Here is a 14,173-nt window from a genome sequence, read left to right as displayed (position 1 = left end):
GCCCTACGGGCTCCTTGCGTTGCGCCCGGATCGGACACATTCTTGACGGCAGCCATCGTTGCCTTGGATGAGTTGTTGACGGTCATACCTACCTCGTTGCTCACTAATCTATCAGGGATAGGTGACGCACGTCATATTGGCACGGGGGGCTGTTTCGTGCCAAATGAGACATCTGACCAAAGCATCACTGCATTGTCTTTCGATAGCAGAAAGGTAAGACCACTATCCTTTGTGCGCAAGATTGCGGACGATTGAATTGCCCCAACAGCAACTAGCAACGCGACAACAAAGAAGGTAATAAAGATTGTGAACAGAGGCCCTAGCGTCCATATTCCTGGCAACTTGGAAGGCTCTTTCAACCCAGGTCGCTCAATATCGAAGTACTCCCCACATGCTTTCACTGCATCAATGTTCTCGTTATGGGCACTCGTCCAATTGATCAGCTTGTGGGCTTGTGCGAGCGTCCTGGCAGGTACTCCAGTCGTGAATCTAAACTGCATTAAATTTGTCTGTCCGCTCAAGAACGTAGCAATAGCCTGATCGGTATTTTTTGAATTTCTGTCAAACCGAGCCCACAGCCTTGTCATTAGACTATGCGTTGATCTCGTCCGCCTCCAAACCAACCAGGCCACCAAGATGGAACCGAGCAATACCGACGAAATTCCTAGTGCTGTACCCAGGCTTGCTAGTCCCTTTACCCCTTCAAATATTTCCAACTCACTCTCCTCTAAACGAGATCATCTGTATTTTCTCCGCAGATGTAGTTGAGATGCAGAAGCATCACTTTACGATGCATTGACAAAAAAAAGGCCAACCTCGATACGAGGTTGGCCTTTTTTTAATTAGAGATTTTTAGCGACGTTGTTCAAACATCAATATTCCGAGCCACCAAAGCATTAGACTCAATGAAGTTCCGCCGCGGCTCAACCTCATCCCCCATCAGCGTAGTAAAAATCTGATCCGCCGCAATAGCATCCTCAATCTGCACCTTAAGCAGTCGGCGCTGGGTAACGTCCAAAGTAGTCTCAAACAACTGCTCAGGATTCATCTCCCCCAGCCCCTTATAGCGCTGACGAGACACCCCACGCTCGGCCTCAGACAACAACCACTGCATGGCAGCGTGGAAGTCATTCACCGTCTGGTCGCGCAGCTTCTCGCCCTCGCCACGGCGCACCTTGGTGCCTTCCGCAATCAGGCCCTGGAAGGTCTTGGCGGCCAGCGACAGCGCAGCGTAATCAGCACCGTGGACAAAGTCAGCGTCCAGGTGAGACAGGCGCACATTGCCATGATGCCGGCGGGCGATCATCAGGCGGTGCTTGTCCGTCTTCTCATCAAACTGCGCATAGACATCCGCCGTGCCGTCGTCATTCACCGCGGCGCCCAGCAGCGTCTTGGCGTGCATTTCCGACAACTTGGCCTTCAGCGCGGTAGCTGAGGCCTCAGCAGCGGCAGCGCTGTCCAGGTCCAGCTCGATGCCGTCGGCAATGGCGCGCAGGGCGTCGCTGTCCACGATGCGGGCCAGGCGGCCGATCACGGCTTCGGCCAGTTGGTACTGGCGGGCCAGTTCGGTCAGGGCGTCGCCGGCGACTTCGCTGCCGTCGGGGTTGACCAGGGCGGCCTTTTCCATGGCCAGGCGCAGCAGGTAGGCGTTGAGCTCATTGTCGTCCTTGATATAGCGCTCTTCCTTGCCGTGCTTGATCTTGTACAGCGGCGGTTGGGCGATATACACGTGGCCGCGCTCGATGATGTCGGGCATCTGGCGGTAGAAGAACGTGAGCAGCAGCGTGCGGATGTGGGAGCCGTCCACGTCCGCGTCGGTCATGATGATGATGCGGTGGTAGCGCAGCTTGTCGAGGTTGTAGTCGTCCTTGCCGATGCCGGTGCCTAGCGCCGTAATCAGCGTGAGCACTTCCTGGCTGGAGAGCATTTTGTCGAAGCGGGCGCGTTCCACGTTCAGGATCTTGCCCTTGAGCGGCAGGATGGCCTGGAACTTACGATCGCGGCCTTGCTTGGCGGAGCCGCCTGCGGAGTCACCCTCCACCAGGAAGAGTTCGGACTGGGCGGGGTCTTTTTCCTGGCAGTCGGCGAGCTTGCCGGGCAGGCCCATGCCGTCGAGCACGCCTTTGCGGCGGGTCATTTCGCGGGCCTTGCGGGCGGCTTCGCGGGCGCGGGCGGCGTCTACGATCTTGCCGCAGATGATCTTGGCGTCTACCGGGGTTTCCAGCAGGAAGTCGCCGAGGGCCTTGGCGACGAGTTCTTCCACGGGCAGGCGCACTTCGGAGGAGACGAGCTTGTCCTTGGTCTGCGAGCTGAACTTGGGCTCGGGCACCTTGACGGAGAGCACGCAGGCGAGGCCTTCGCGCATGTCGTCGCCGGTGGTTTCTACCTTGGCCTTTTTGGCGATCTCGTTTTCTTCGATGTACTTGTTCATCACGCGCGTCATGGCGGCGCGCAACCCGGTCAGGTGGGTGCCGCCGTCACGTTGCGGGATGTTGTTGGTGAAGCAGAGGACTTGTTCGTTGTAGCCGTCGTTCCACTGCATGGACACTTCTACGGCGATACCGTCTTTTTCGGTGTTGGCGTAGAAGATGTTGGGGTGCAGGGTGCTCTTGCCGCGGTTGATGTATTCAACGAAGCCTTTGACGCCGCCGGAGAAGGCGAAGTCTTCTTCCTTGCCGGTGCGCTGGTCGGCCAGGCGGATGTGCACGCCGTTGTTCAGGAACGAGAGCTCGCGGATGCGCTTGGCCAGGATCTCGTAGTGGAACTCGACGTTGGTGAAGATTTCTTCGTCGGCGAGGAAGTGGACTTCGGTGCCGCGCTTGTCGGTGGGGCCGAGGATCTTCATCGGCGAAACTTCCACGGGCACGCCGTCGGGGCCGGTCACGGTTTCCACCAGGCGGTTCTGCACGGCGCCTTGGGCGAACTCGAGCAGGTGGGCCTGGCCGTCGCGGCGCACGGTCAGGCGCAGCCACTTGGAGAGGGCGTTCACGCAGGACACGCCCACGCCGTGCAGGCCGCCGGAGACCTTGTAGCTGTTCTGGTTGAACTTGCCGCCGGCGTGCAGCTCGGTCATGGCGATTTCTGCCGCGCTGCGCTTGGGTTCGTGCTTGTCGTCGAACTTGACGAGCGGGGGAATGCCGCGGCCGTTGTCGGTGATGGAGATCGAGTTGTCGCTGTGGATGGTGACGGTGATTTCCGTGCACCAGCCGGCCAGGGCTTCGTCGATGGAGTTGTCCAGCACTTCAAATACGAGGTGGTGCAGGCCGGTGCCGTCGGACGTGTCGCCGATGTACATGCCCGGACGCTTGCGCACCGCCTCCAGGCCTTCCAGGATCTGGATCGAGCCTGCGCCGTAGCTGTCTTGCTGTTGCGGTTGCGATTGCGGTTGTTGCTCTTCGGTCATGTTCTCTTACTCACGGCGAATGCGGCGATCTCTCGTCACGCCCGGATGGGCGCGCCCGGATCGGGCCGCATAGCGGGTTACATAAAAACGGCAAAAGGGGCGGATCTCGACGATCCGGCCCCTGGTGCGGCGGGTCTTGCGCGGGGCCCCTGGGGCGGCTGCGCAAGCCGTGGTGTGCCGTTAGATGCTCCGGTTTTGCGTATCTTGTGGTCCTTGTTACCGGCTCATCAAATGCGCATCGGCATGACGACGTACTTGAAGTTGTCGTCTTCCGGCACGGTGATCAGCGCGCTCGAATTGGAGTCGCCGAGGCTGACCTGGACTTGCTCGCTCTTGAGGTTGGCGAGCACGTCCAGCAAATAGGTCACGTTAAAACCGATATCGAGGGCATCGCCCGAATAATCAAGTTCGAGTTCTTCCTGCGCTTCTTCCTGGTCCGCGTTGGTGGAGCTGATCTTGAGCACGTGCGTATCCAGGATGCAGCGCACGCCCTTGAACTTGTCGGTGGTCAGGATGGCGGTGCGTTGCAGGGCTTGCTGCAGCTTGACGCGATCGATGGCGAAGGCGTTCTTGTAGCCCTTGGGGATCACGCGCTGGAAGTCCGGGAACTTGCCTTCGACCAGCTTGGAGATCAGCTCGATATTGGCGAAGGTGAACTTGACCTGGTTGGCGGCCAGTTGCACTTGCACGGGATCGTCGTTGTCTTCCAGCAAGCGTTGCAGCTCGAGGATGGTCTTGCGCGGGATGATCACTTCCTGGCGCGACGGGGCGCCTTCGCCGCTTGTGGCTTCGGTGTCCAGCTCCACGCCGCAGTAGGCCAGGCGGTGGCCGTCGGTGGCGACTGCCATGACCTTCTTGCCGTCCACCACCAGCAGCATGCCGTTGAGGTAGTAGCGGATGTCTTGCTGGGCCATGGCGAAGTGGACCATGGCGAGCAGGTGCTTGAAGGTCTTTTGCGGCAGGCTGACGGATGCGCCGAATTCGCTGGCTTCGGCTACCGTGGGGAATTCCTCGGCGGCCAGGGTCTGCAGCGCGAAGCGGCTCTTGCCGGACTGCACGGTCATGCGCTTGTCGTTGAGCGACAGGGCGACTTCGCCGTCGGGCATGGCGCGCAGGATGTCGAGCAGCTTGCGGGCGGCCACGGTGGTGGCCACGGTGTCGCTGCCCACACCACATTCGGCGTGCGTGGTGATCTGGATCTCGATGTCGGTCGAGAGGAAGGATACGTTGGACCCGGACTTGCGAATCAGCAGGTTGGCCAGGATCGGGAGTGTGTGGCGGCGCTCCACGATGCCGCTCACGATTTGCAGCGGACGCAGCAGATTGTCTCGCGAGGTTTTGACCAATTGCATTGAATTTATCCTTCGTCGTTTTGTAGTAAGCGACCGCGGGTGCGTATTGACGACTTGCACTAACTCGTATGCATTACCAAAATTACTTTGGAATCAACAAGTTAATTCGCCATTGTACCAAGGATAAGCCGCTGCGGTGAAGCGGGGGAAGCGCGACCGGAGGGTTAATTGTGCACCAAACACCACAATTTAAGACTTCTTCGACGGCTGGCGACTTTTGTCGCCGGCCACCCCCTCCGCCGCTCGTCCCGACTCACCGCAAAGCCTTAGCCCAGGCCGTTTTCATGGCAATGTTCCGGCAATGCCCCGGCGATGCTTCCGATTGATTCATGCGCCGGGCCATGCCCGGCGCGTACCCTACAGTATGCCAGCCCCGCGTGACGGGTCTGCTAAATGCTGATTCACTGCGATTTCACGCTCGGGGTTACCCCTTGAGCGTCTGTTCCAGCACGTGCAGCTCGTGGTTGAGCTGCGCGTCCTTGCTGCGCTCATCCGCGATCTTGCGCACCGCGTGCAGCACGGTGGTGTGATCGCGTCCGCCGAACAGCTCGCCGATTTCCGGCAGGCTTTTCTGCGTGAGTTCCTTGGCCAGGTACATGGCAATCTGGCGGGGCCGCGCGATATTGGCGGGCCGCTTCTTGCTGTACATGTCCGCGACCTTGATGTTGTAGAAATCCGCGCAGGTCTTCTGGATGTTCTCGACAGAAATCTGGCGGTTCTGCACCGTCAGCAGGTCCTTTAGCGCTTCGCGGGTGACATCGATGGTGATGTCCTTGCCGTGGAAGTTGGAGAAGGCCAGGATCTTGCGGAGCGCGCCTTCCAGCTCGCGCACGTTCGATCGCAAATGCTTGGCGACGAAGAAGGCGACTTCCTCGGGCACGCTGACGTTCTCGGCGGCGGCTTTCTTCATCAGGATCGCTACGCGCATTTCCAGCTCGGGCGGCTCGATGGCGACCGTCAGGCCGGAATCGAAGCGCGAGATCAGGCGATCGTCGATGCCGCTGATTTCCTTGGGGTAGGTATCGCTGGTGATGATCACCTGCGCCCGGTTGGCGATCAGGGCCTCGAAGGCGTAGAAGAACTCTTCCTGCGTGCGGTTCTTGCCGGAGAAGAACTGAATATCGTCGATCAGCAGCAGGTCGAGCGAGTGGTAGTAGCGCTTGAACTCGTCGAAGGCTTTTCGCTGGTACGCCTTCACCACATCGGAGACGTATTGCTCGGCGTGGATGTAGCGGATGCGGGCGCGCGGGTTCTCCAGCAACATGAAGTTGCCGATGGCGTGGATCAAGTGGGTCTTGCCCAGGCCTACGCCGCCATATAGATAGAGCGGGTTGTAGGACTTGCCGGGATTGTTGGCCACCTGGATGGCGGCGGCGCGCGCGAGCTGGTTGGCCTTACCGGTGACGAAGTTGTCGAAGGTCAGGATGTGGTTCAGGCGCGAGCGCTCGTGCACCGAGTCGTTCTGCTGCTGGCCGCCTGGCTGGTTGCCGGGGTGGCCCTGATGTCCCTGGTGCCCCTGGTGCCCTTGATGGCCGCCCTGCTGACCGGGGTGGCCGCCCTGCATGGGCTGCTGCGAAGGCTGCACGCGGTAGGAGCGGGCGCTGGCCTCGGCCGGGTCCAGTTGCGGCACGTCAATATCGACGAGCTCGCCACCCATGCCGCCCATATTGCCCTGGCCAGCATTGCCGGGATAGTTGCCGGGGTAGGGCGCTTGCCCGCCGCGCGGGCCGCCTTGCGGCTGCGCGCCGGCCTGGTTCATGGGGCCGTAGCCAGGCGCCCCCTGGCCCGGCTGCATGCCGGGCTGGCCGAAATTCTGCGACAGCGGCTGGCCGGACGGATAGCCGGGGCCGGCGTGCGCCGGCGCCATGCCGGGCTGCCCTTGCTGCGGATAGCCGGCAGCCGCCCGGCCCGACGCGGCGGGATCCAGGACGAAGTGAACGCTGACGTTGGCTTCCCAGTATTCGCAGGCGAGCGCGGTGATGCGCCCGGAGAACTGGCTTTTTACCCAGTCGAGCTTGAAGCGGTTGGGCGCGGCGATCCGCAGCGCGTGCGCTTCCTCGTCGAAGCCGACAGGCGCCAACGGCTTGATCCAGGTCTTGAACTGTTGCGGCGTCAGTTCGCGCTCGAGTTGCGCGGCTGCTGCCTGCCAGAAATCTTGCATTGTTTTGTTGTTCGGTTTTCGCCACGGGTACATGGTCAGTCCGGTCAAATGGACAACAGGCAAGGATCGATGTGGCATCCCTGCCGGCAGTCCGTAAACCCCGAAAAGCGACCGCAAAAGCGATCCGCAAATGACCCCGCAGCCCGGGCTCCCTGGTAATCGACGCGACAAGCGGGATCCGCTGACGAGACAGGTGGCGTAACCGCCGCCGCCCGTTGCGCGTCCGTTGTCCGGCATGCCAGGAGTAGTGCCCGGGTTGCGCTTGCGCCACGCAGCCCGTGTGGTGTTTGGACCCGGATTGTACCCCCCGCCCCAAGTTATCCACAAAGGATAAGTCTGTGGATAAGTTGTGAAAAAGCAGTGAATTGTTGTGCACAACCCCAGTTCTGGTGCGGGTTTCCGGGTAGGTAAAACGCAGGAAAAGCCTGACAAAACAGGGACTTCACTCACCCCCGCCAACCCTGGGTGCAACCCCCGCAATAAAAAAACTTACCCACTGGCGATTGTGGACAATGAAATACAACAGGCTGTTGCGTGTTTTTCAGGCAGGGGTGCCGCACACGTCTCTAAACCATCCGTAGTCTTGACACACCGCGCGAAACTCAGTTAAATGGCGGGTTCTGCGATGCCGCAGGGGATCACGTATGCGCATCGCCGGGTCTGACCTGTTCCGTGCGAGACTGGCGCGTTACCTCAGCTTTTCACTAAGCTGAAGCGTGCCGGAAATGGCTGGATTGGCCGGAACAGGCAGCGGGCCGAGCAGGCTGACGGGGTCGGAGCGGATGGGTTGATGAGATCCGGTCCGGCGAGATTCCCTCCCACACCTGCTTCGCGAGTGTCGATGTCCGATTCGTCGGTGCCTTCGATGCGCGAGACACACGGCCGGCAGCAAGATCACCACAGCAGTCGGCAACACCGCAAACCGCGGCAGCCCCATGCGAACCATACGCGGCGGCGCCCGGCTTAACGCCGGAAGCCGGGCGAGCCCAGATCAACCAGAGAGTGCAACATGAAACGTACATACCAACCTTCCGTTACCCGCCGCAAGCGTACCCATGGTTTCCGCGTGCGCATGAAGACCCGCGGCGGCCGTTCCGTCATCAACGCGCGTCGCGCCAAGGGCCGCAAGCGCCTGGCAGTCTAAGGGCCTGGCGACCGGCCACGGTGGCGCTGCAGTTTGCGCCGCCCTGGCCAACCGCCTCGCCTTTTGGACGGCCGGTAGCCTGCCGCCAAGCACAGCTTTTTCGCTAGCTTCGCCCAGCGTGTCTACTTTTGCCTACCCTAAAGCCGCGAGGCTCACAAAGACGGATGAGTTTTCATCCGTTTTTGCTTTGCGCCCGCGCCGCCGCAGCCAGCATTTCGTGCTGTATGTGGGCGAGAACAACCTGCCGCAAGCCCGCCTAGGTGTCGTCGTTGGCAAGAAGTTCGCGGCGCGTGCCGCCGAGCGCAACCTGGTGAAGCGCATGGTGCGGGAACTGTTCCGCCTTCGGCAGGACCAACTCGCGGGCCGCGATGTGTTGCTGCGCCTGCAGGCAAAGTTTCCGCGTGCGGAATTTGCCAGCCGCAGCGCCATACGCCGGGCGTGCCTGGCGGAGCTGACCGGCTTGTTCGAGGTAGCGGTCCGTCCGCTTGCCCCGCGCCCTGCTGCCCCTTCCGGGGTGTCGCCGCCGAAGTCCGCCGAGGCTGCGCCCACTGAAGTCCCGCCCTCGGGCGCTCCTGCCTGACCAGCCCGCTGCCATGAAGCGAATCCTGCTTGCCCTGCTGCGTATCTACAAGATCGCCCTGAGCCCGTTTTTTGGCTCGCAGTGCCGCTTCCTGCCTACCTGTTCCGATTACGCCCGCGAAGCGATCCTGTGCCACGGCGCCGGTCGCGGCAGCTGGATGGCCGCTTGCCGGCTGTGCCGCTGTCATCCGTTCACGGATGGCGGGTATGATCCGGTGCCACCGGCATCGGCAACCAAGCAAGACCGGGCTTCCGCCGCGGCTGGCCACCCGCCAGTCACGATCCGGCTACCCCGCCCCTGATTTCCTCCGACCACAGCGAGACATGGATATCAAACGCACCATACTCTGGGTCATCTTCTCGATGGCCCTCGTGCTGCTCTACGACAACTGGCAGCGCGCCAACGGTCACCAGTCGATGTTCTTCCCGAGCGCGACGCAGCAGGCTCCGGCAACCGCCGGCGGCGCTTCCGCTCCGCAAGGCGACGTGCCCAAGGCCAATGCGACGGCCGGCACCGCCGCAGGCGCCCCGGTGACCGCACCGGCAGCCGCGGCCCAGCCGGGCGGCGAGAAGATCGTGGTGAGCACCGACGTGATGCGTGCCCAGATCGACACCGCCGGCGGCATCCTCACGCGCCTGGAACTGTTGAACCACCATGAGAAGGACGGCCAGCCCGTCGTGCTGTTCGAGCGCGACCAGACCCGTACCTACATGGCCCGTTCCGGCCTGATCGGTGGCGACCTGCCCAACCACACCACCATCTTCACCGCTTCGGCCGGTCCGCGCGACCTGGCCGGCTCGGACAAGGTGGCGGTGACGCTGACGGCGGAGAAGGACGGGGTCAAGCTGGCCAAGACCTATACCTTCCATAAGGGCAGCTACGTTGTCGACACGCAATTTGCCGTGACCAACGACAGCGGCAAGCCGGTCTCGCCGACGCTGTACATGGAACTGACGCGCGACGGCAGCAAGGTCGAGCAATCGCAGTTCTACAGCACCTTCACCGGCCCGGCGATCTACACCGATACGGACAAGTATCACAAGATCAACTTCGACGACATCGCCAAGGGCAAGGCTTCGGTCCCCGCGGCGGGTTCGAGCGGCTGGGTTGCGATGGTGCAGCATTACTTTGCCTCGGCCTGGATCCCGCAAGCCGGGAAGGAGCACAGCTTCTACGTCGAGAAGATCGACAACAACCTGTTCCGCGTGGGCGTGCAGCAGCCGCTGGGCGCGATCGCCCCGGGTGCCACGGTGACCACCGATGCGCGCCTGTTCGCCGGCCCGCAGGAAGAGCGCATGCTCGAGAAGATCACCCCGGGCCTGGAACTGGTGAAGGACTATGGCTGGCTGACCATCCTGGCCAAACCGCTGTTCTGGCTGCTGGAAAAGCTGCACGGCTTCCTGAACAACTGGGGCTGGTCGATCATCGCGCTGACGGTGCTGATCAAGCTGGTGTTCTTCCCGCTGTCGGCGGCCAGCTACAAGTCCATGGGCAAGATGAAGGACCTGCAGCCCCGCATGACCGCGATGCGTGAACGCCTGAAGGGCGATCCGCAGAAGATGAACCAGGAGATGATGGCGCTGTACCGCACCGAGAAGGTCAACCCGCTCGGCGGCTGCCTGCCCATCGTGATCCAGATCCCGGTGTTCATCGCGCTGTACTGGGTGCTGCTGTCGTCGGTGGAAATGCGCGGCGCGCCGTGGCTGGGCTGGATCCATGACCTGTCGGTACCGGATCCGTTCTACATCCTGCCGGTGGTGATGGCGGTATCGATGTTCGTGCAGACCAAGCTGAACCCGACCCCGCCGGACCCGGTGCAGGCCAAGGTCATGATGATCATGCCGCTGGTGTTCTCGTTCATGTTCTTCTTCTTCCCGGCCGGCCTGGTGCTGTACTGGGTTGTGAACAACGTCCTGTCGATCGCCCAGCAATGGCAGATCAACCGGATGCTCGGCAAGAGCAAGGCGAAGGCTGCCGTGGCGGTTAAGAGCTGAAGTTGAAACCGGGCCGCGGGTGGCAAACCCGCCGGCCCGGCACGTGCACCAAAGGGGCCGCCCGAAGCATCAATGGCGGCCTGACTGGAATCCCCCGCAGGTATCGGCTTGCGGGGGATTTTGCTTTTCCGAGGGGTGCTTTGTCAGGTGGTGTTGCCTTGGCAGCAAGGCTCCATGCAGAAGGTTTGCCAAATTTTGCCAAACTCGCTAGCATGAAACCATGAGCACCATGAATATTTCCCTGCCCGAAACGCTCAAGGCCTTTGTCGATGAGCAAGTCAACCGGCGCGGCTACGGCACCAGTAGCGAGTACGTGCGCGAGCTGATCCGCAAGGATCAGGATCGCCAGCACCTTCGCGGCCTGCTATTGGCGGGTGCCGATTCGGCGCCGACGGCGCCGGCCGATAGCGACTACTTCGACGCCCTGCGAGCGCGGGTGCGCAACGCGCGGGAATGAGGGCCAAACCTGTCATCCCAAGGGCGCTTGCCAGGCGTGATGTCGAGGAAGCGGTCACCTACTATCTGAATGAAAACGCTGAGCAGGCAGCACTTGGCTTCATTGACGCGCTGGAGCAGGCCTACGTGCACATTGGCAAGCATCCGGCCGCCGGCTCGCCCCGCTACGTACACGAGCTTGATCTTCCGGGCCTACGCACCTGGCCTCTGGCGCGCTACCCGCACATCGTGTTCTACGTTGAGCGCGATGACCACATCGATGTCTGGCGCGTCCTGCACGGCATGCGAGACATCCCCGCCTGGCTGCGTGACAGCGACGAGGTTCCCCGTTGACGCTTTCGCAGGCACGGCCAGGCGCAAGACGTAAGTGACCGTCGCGACCGTCGGACCGTCTCGTCAATCCAGCCGCTTGCCCGCCGTTTCCCGCACCATCGCCAGACCCACCAGCGAGACAATGCCGCAGCCGATCACATATAAAGCCGGCGCGTTGCGGCTGCCGGTCAGGTCGATCAGCCACGTTGCCAGGAACTGCGCAAACCCGCCGAACACCAGCACGCCGATGCAGTAGACCACCGACAGGCCGGTAGCGCGAATCCTGCGGGGAAACAACTCCGTCAGCAGTACGACCGAAGGCACCACATTGAAGACCAGCGTCAGCGCCAGCACGGCCACCGCGAGCAGCAGCACCTCCAGCGTGGGGTGCGCATTGATCAGCAGGAAGGCCGGATAGATCAGCAGCAGCATCGCCAGGCGCGACCACAGGATGGCCGGCTTGCGCCCCACGCGGTCCGACAGGCGGCCGGCACAGGCGGACAGCGACAACTGCACCAGCGCTGCCAGGCAGCCGGCGCCCATGCCGAGCGACAGCGGCATCTTCAGCACGGTCACGGCGTAGCTCGTCATGTAGTGCAGCACGATGTAGGTGGCGGAGGTGCCGCCGATGGTGATCAGCACCCCGGCCATCACCGCGCGGCCATGGCCGACGAATACTTCGGCCAGGCCCGCGCGCTCGCCGGCGGTGCCGTGGGCGCCCACGGTTGCGGGATCGGCTGTCTCGTCCAGATGCCGCCGGATGTAGAGGCCAACCGGGATCACCAGGATGCCAAGCAGGAAGGGCAGGCGCCAGCCCCAGCTTTCCAGCGCTGCGGGCGCCAACGTATTCGTCAGCAGCAGGCCAACCAGCGAGCCCAGCAACACGCTCACGCCCTGGCTGAACAATTGCCAGCTACCGAAGTAGCCGCGCGAGTTGTCGTCGGCGTATTCCATCAACAGGGCAGTGGACGCGCCCATCTCGCCGCCGATGGCAAAGCCTTGCACCAGCCGCGCCAGCACGATCAGCGCCGGCGCGAACAGGCCCGCCTGCGCATAGGTGGGCGCCACCACAAACAGCGCCGAGCCCAGCCCCATCATCCACAGCGTCAGGGTCATGGCTGGCTTGCGGCCGACGCGGTCGGCGTACAGCCCGATCAGCACGCCGCCCAGAGGCCGCGCCACAAAGCCCACGCCGAAGGTGGCCAGCGACAGCATCAGCTGCCCAAGCGCGCCTTCCACCGGAAAATACAGCCGTCCGATCATCACGGCAAAGAAGCTGTAGACGGTGAAATCGTAGAACTCGAGCCCGTTGCCGATGGTGATGGCGGCGATAGCGCGGCGCGTGGGCGCCGGCAATGCGGGCGCGGCGGCAAGCGGCTGCGCCGGTGCGGCGGTGGTGGACATGGTCAGGTCTCCTTGAATCGTTATTGCCGGGCATCCGCCCGGTCATGCCCGTGCGCGGTGGGGCTCAGGCCAGGAAGCGTTCGGCCAGCTTGACCCAATAGGTCGCGCCGAGCGGCAGGCAGGCGTCGTTGAAGTCGTAGCCGGGGTTGTGCACCATGCAGCCTCCCTCGCCATCGCCGTTGCCGATGATCAGGTAGCAGCCCGGGCGCTGCTCCAGCAGGAAGGCGAAGTCCTCGCTGCCGGTGAGCGGGACCATGTTGTCGATCAGCCCTTCCTCGCCCAGCCATTCGCGCGCCACCTCGCGGGCCAGTTCCGTCTCGGCGGAGTGGTTGACCAGCACCGGGTAGCGGCGGTCGTAATCGACTTCGGCGCGCGCGCCGAAGCTCTCGGCCTGGGCGTGGGCCAGCGCGGTGATGCGGGTCTGGAGCAGGTCGCGCACCTCGGCCTTGAGGGCACGCACGGACAGGCGCATCTCGGCGCTGTCGGGGATCACGTTAGGCGCCTTGCCCGCCTGGATGGCGCCGACCGTGACGATGGCCATGTCGAGCGGGTTCACGTTGCGGGCCACCACGCTCTGCAGCGCCATCACCATGGAGGCGCAGACCACCACCGGATCGATGGCCTTGTGCGGCACCGCGCCGTGGCCGCCGCGTCCGTTCACGCGGATGGTGACGGTATCGGACGAGGCCATGAAGGGGCCGGGCAGGAAGCCGAACTTGCCGACCGGATGGCCCGGCATGTTGTGCAAGGCGAACACGGCATCGCACGGAAAGCGCTCGAACAGGCCGTCGTTGAGCATTTCGCGGGCGCCGCCCATGCCTTCCTCGGCGGGCTGGAAGATCAGGTGCAGCGTGCCTTTGAAGGGCTTGTGCTCGGCCAGGTACCTGGCGGCGGCGAGCAGCGTGGCGGTATGGCCATCGTGCCCGCAGGCGTGCATCTTGCCGTCGAGCTTGCTGGCGTAGGGCAGGCCGGTGGCTTCCTGGATCGGCAGCGCATCCATGTCGGCGCGCAAGCCAAGCGCGCGGCCTTCGCCGTGGCGCAGCGTGCCGACCACGCCGGTGCCGCCCAGGCCGCAATGCACCGCGTAGCCCCAGGCCTGCAGGCATTCCGCCACCAGGTCGCTGGTGACGAATTCCTCGAAGCCGAGTTCGGGATGCGCGTGGATGCGGTGACGCAACGCGACCATCTCGGCTTCGATGGCGCGGATGCCGGGCAAAACCGGGGACATTGCGGATACGGGGGCTTGCGGCATGACAGGTCTCCTTGTGGGTACCGGGCGGCTGACGCCATGCTGGCGGCGCCCCCGTGGGACAGGGAACCGATCATAGGCAGCGTCCACCCGTCGCGGGAAGCCGCAATCTTGTTAT

The 14,173-nt window shown here is 62.9% G+C and carries 12 protein-coding genes; 6 read left to right on the top strand and 6 right to left on the bottom strand.

Going from position 1 to position 14,173, the window contains the following annotated elements; all coding sequences use genetic code 11:
* Positions 1-131: 131 nt before the first annotated feature.
* The 4 genes from AC1DS6_RS38495 to dnaA form a co-directional block, all read right to left on the bottom strand.
* Complete coding sequence (locus tag AC1DS6_RS38495) at positions 132-650, bottom strand: DUF6216 family protein (RefSeq protein ID WP_477104478.1); 519 nt, start codon at positions 648-650, stop codon at positions 132-134.
* Between the two features lie 215 nt (positions 651-865).
* Positions 866-3,403 carry a DNA topoisomerase (ATP-hydrolyzing) subunit B gene (gyrB, locus tag AC1DS6_RS38490; RefSeq protein ID WP_441630225.1) on the bottom strand — a complete coding sequence of 846 codons (2,538 nt, stop codon included), beginning with the start codon at positions 3,401-3,403 and terminating at the stop codon, positions 866-868.
* 227 nt (positions 3,404-3,630) lie between these two features.
* Positions 3,631-4,755 (bottom strand): DNA polymerase III subunit beta, encoded by a 1,125-nt coding sequence (gene dnaN, locus AC1DS6_RS38485; RefSeq protein WP_174424425.1) that lies wholly within the window; start codon positions 4,753-4,755, stop codon positions 3,631-3,633.
* A 424-nt stretch (positions 4,756-5,179) separates the two neighbouring features.
* A complete protein-coding gene (gene dnaA / locus AC1DS6_RS38480) occupies positions 5,180-6,916 on the bottom strand; it encodes a chromosomal replication initiator protein DnaA (RefSeq protein WP_441630228.1) in 1,737 nt (578 codons plus the stop codon).
* 1,009 nt (positions 6,917-7,925) lie between these two features.
* Between dnaA and rpmH the strand changes: the two genes are divergently transcribed.
* The 6 genes from rpmH (at position 7,926) to AC1DS6_RS38450 (ending at position 11,423) form a co-directional block, all read left to right on the top strand.
* Positions 7,926-8,060 carry a 50S ribosomal protein L34 gene (gene rpmH / locus AC1DS6_RS38475; protein WP_017229861.1) on the top strand — a complete coding sequence of 45 codons (135 nt, stop codon included), beginning with the start codon at positions 7,926-7,928 and terminating at the stop codon, positions 8,058-8,060.
* Between the two features lie 118 nt (positions 8,061-8,178).
* Entirely contained in the window at positions 8,179-8,640 is a 462-nt protein-coding gene (gene rnpA, locus AC1DS6_RS38470) for a ribonuclease P protein component (protein ID WP_081862109.1), read from the top strand.
* Between the two features lie 13 nt (positions 8,641-8,653).
* Positions 8,654-8,941: a membrane protein insertion efficiency factor YidD gene (gene yidD / locus AC1DS6_RS38465; protein WP_441630230.1), complete on the top strand. Its 288-nt coding sequence runs from the start codon at positions 8,654-8,656 to the stop codon at positions 8,939-8,941.
* Positions 8,942-8,963: 22 nt separating this feature from the next.
* A complete protein-coding gene (gene yidC / locus AC1DS6_RS38460; RefSeq protein ID WP_441630232.1) occupies positions 8,964-10,634 on the top strand; it encodes a membrane protein insertase YidC in 1,671 nt (556 codons plus the stop codon).
* Positions 10,635-10,854: 220 nt separating this feature from the next.
* Positions 10,855-11,091 (top strand): type II toxin-antitoxin system ParD family antitoxin, encoded by a 237-nt coding sequence (locus tag AC1DS6_RS38455; protein ID WP_441630234.1) that lies wholly within the window; start codon positions 10,855-10,857, stop codon positions 11,089-11,091.
* Positions 11,088-11,423, top strand: a complete 336-nt coding sequence (locus tag AC1DS6_RS38450) for a type II toxin-antitoxin system RelE/ParE family toxin (protein WP_441630236.1) — start codon at positions 11,088-11,090, stop codon at positions 11,421-11,423. The genes AC1DS6_RS38455 and AC1DS6_RS38450 overlap by 4 nt, the downstream gene beginning before the upstream one ends.
* Before the next feature lie 63 nt (positions 11,424-11,486).
* Here the strand turns inward: AC1DS6_RS38450 and AC1DS6_RS38445 are convergent, their stop codons facing one another.
* Complete coding sequence (locus AC1DS6_RS38445) at positions 11,487-12,806, bottom strand: MFS transporter (protein WP_441630238.1); 1,320 nt, start codon at positions 12,804-12,806, stop codon at positions 11,487-11,489.
* A gap of 64 nt (positions 12,807-12,870) precedes the next feature.
* Positions 12,871-14,034, bottom strand: a complete 1,164-nt coding sequence (locus tag AC1DS6_RS38440) for a M20 aminoacylase family protein (RefSeq protein WP_441630273.1) — start codon at positions 14,032-14,034, stop codon at positions 12,871-12,873.
* Positions 14,035-14,173: the final 139 nt, after the last annotated feature.

This window comes from Cupriavidus sp. 05L310 (assembly GCF_056398185.1).
The sequence above is the reverse complement of the archived record's forward strand: the minus strand, read 5'-3'. Positions and strand labels throughout refer to the sequence as shown.

Bases quoted from the DNA above. Each gene is read 5' to 3' on its own strand.
- yidC (WP_441630232.1), top strand. From the start codon at position 8,964: ATGGATATCAAACGCACCATACTCTGGGTCATCTTCTCGATGGCCCTC.
- AC1DS6_RS38445 (WP_441630238.1), bottom strand. From the start codon at position 12,806: ATGTCCACCACCGCCGCACCGGCGCAGCCGCTTGCCGCCGCGCCCGCA.
- AC1DS6_RS38450 (WP_441630236.1), top strand. From the start codon at position 11,088: ATGAGGGCCAAACCTGTCATCCCAAGGGCGCTTGCCAGGCGTGATGTC.
- AC1DS6_RS38455 (WP_441630234.1), top strand. From the start codon at position 10,855: ATGAGCACCATGAATATTTCCCTGCCCGAAACGCTCAAGGCCTTTGTC.
- rpmH (WP_017229861.1), top strand. From the start codon at position 7,926: ATGAAACGTACATACCAACCTTCCGTTACCCGCCGCAAGCGTACCCAT.
- gyrB (WP_441630225.1), bottom strand. From the start codon at position 3,403: ATGACCGAAGAGCAACAACCGCAATCGCAACCGCAACAGCAAGACAGC.
- dnaA (WP_441630228.1), bottom strand. From the start codon at position 6,916: ATGCAAGATTTCTGGCAGGCAGCAGCCGCGCAACTCGAGCGCGAACTG.
- yidD (WP_441630230.1), top strand. From the start codon at position 8,654: ATGAAGCGAATCCTGCTTGCCCTGCTGCGTATCTACAAGATCGCCCTG.
- dnaN (WP_174424425.1), bottom strand. From the start codon at position 4,755: ATGCAATTGGTCAAAACCTCGCGAGACAATCTGCTGCGTCCGCTGCAA.
- AC1DS6_RS38440 (WP_441630273.1), bottom strand. From the start codon at position 14,034: ATGTCCCCGGTTTTGCCCGGCATCCGCGCCATCGAAGCCGAGATGGTC.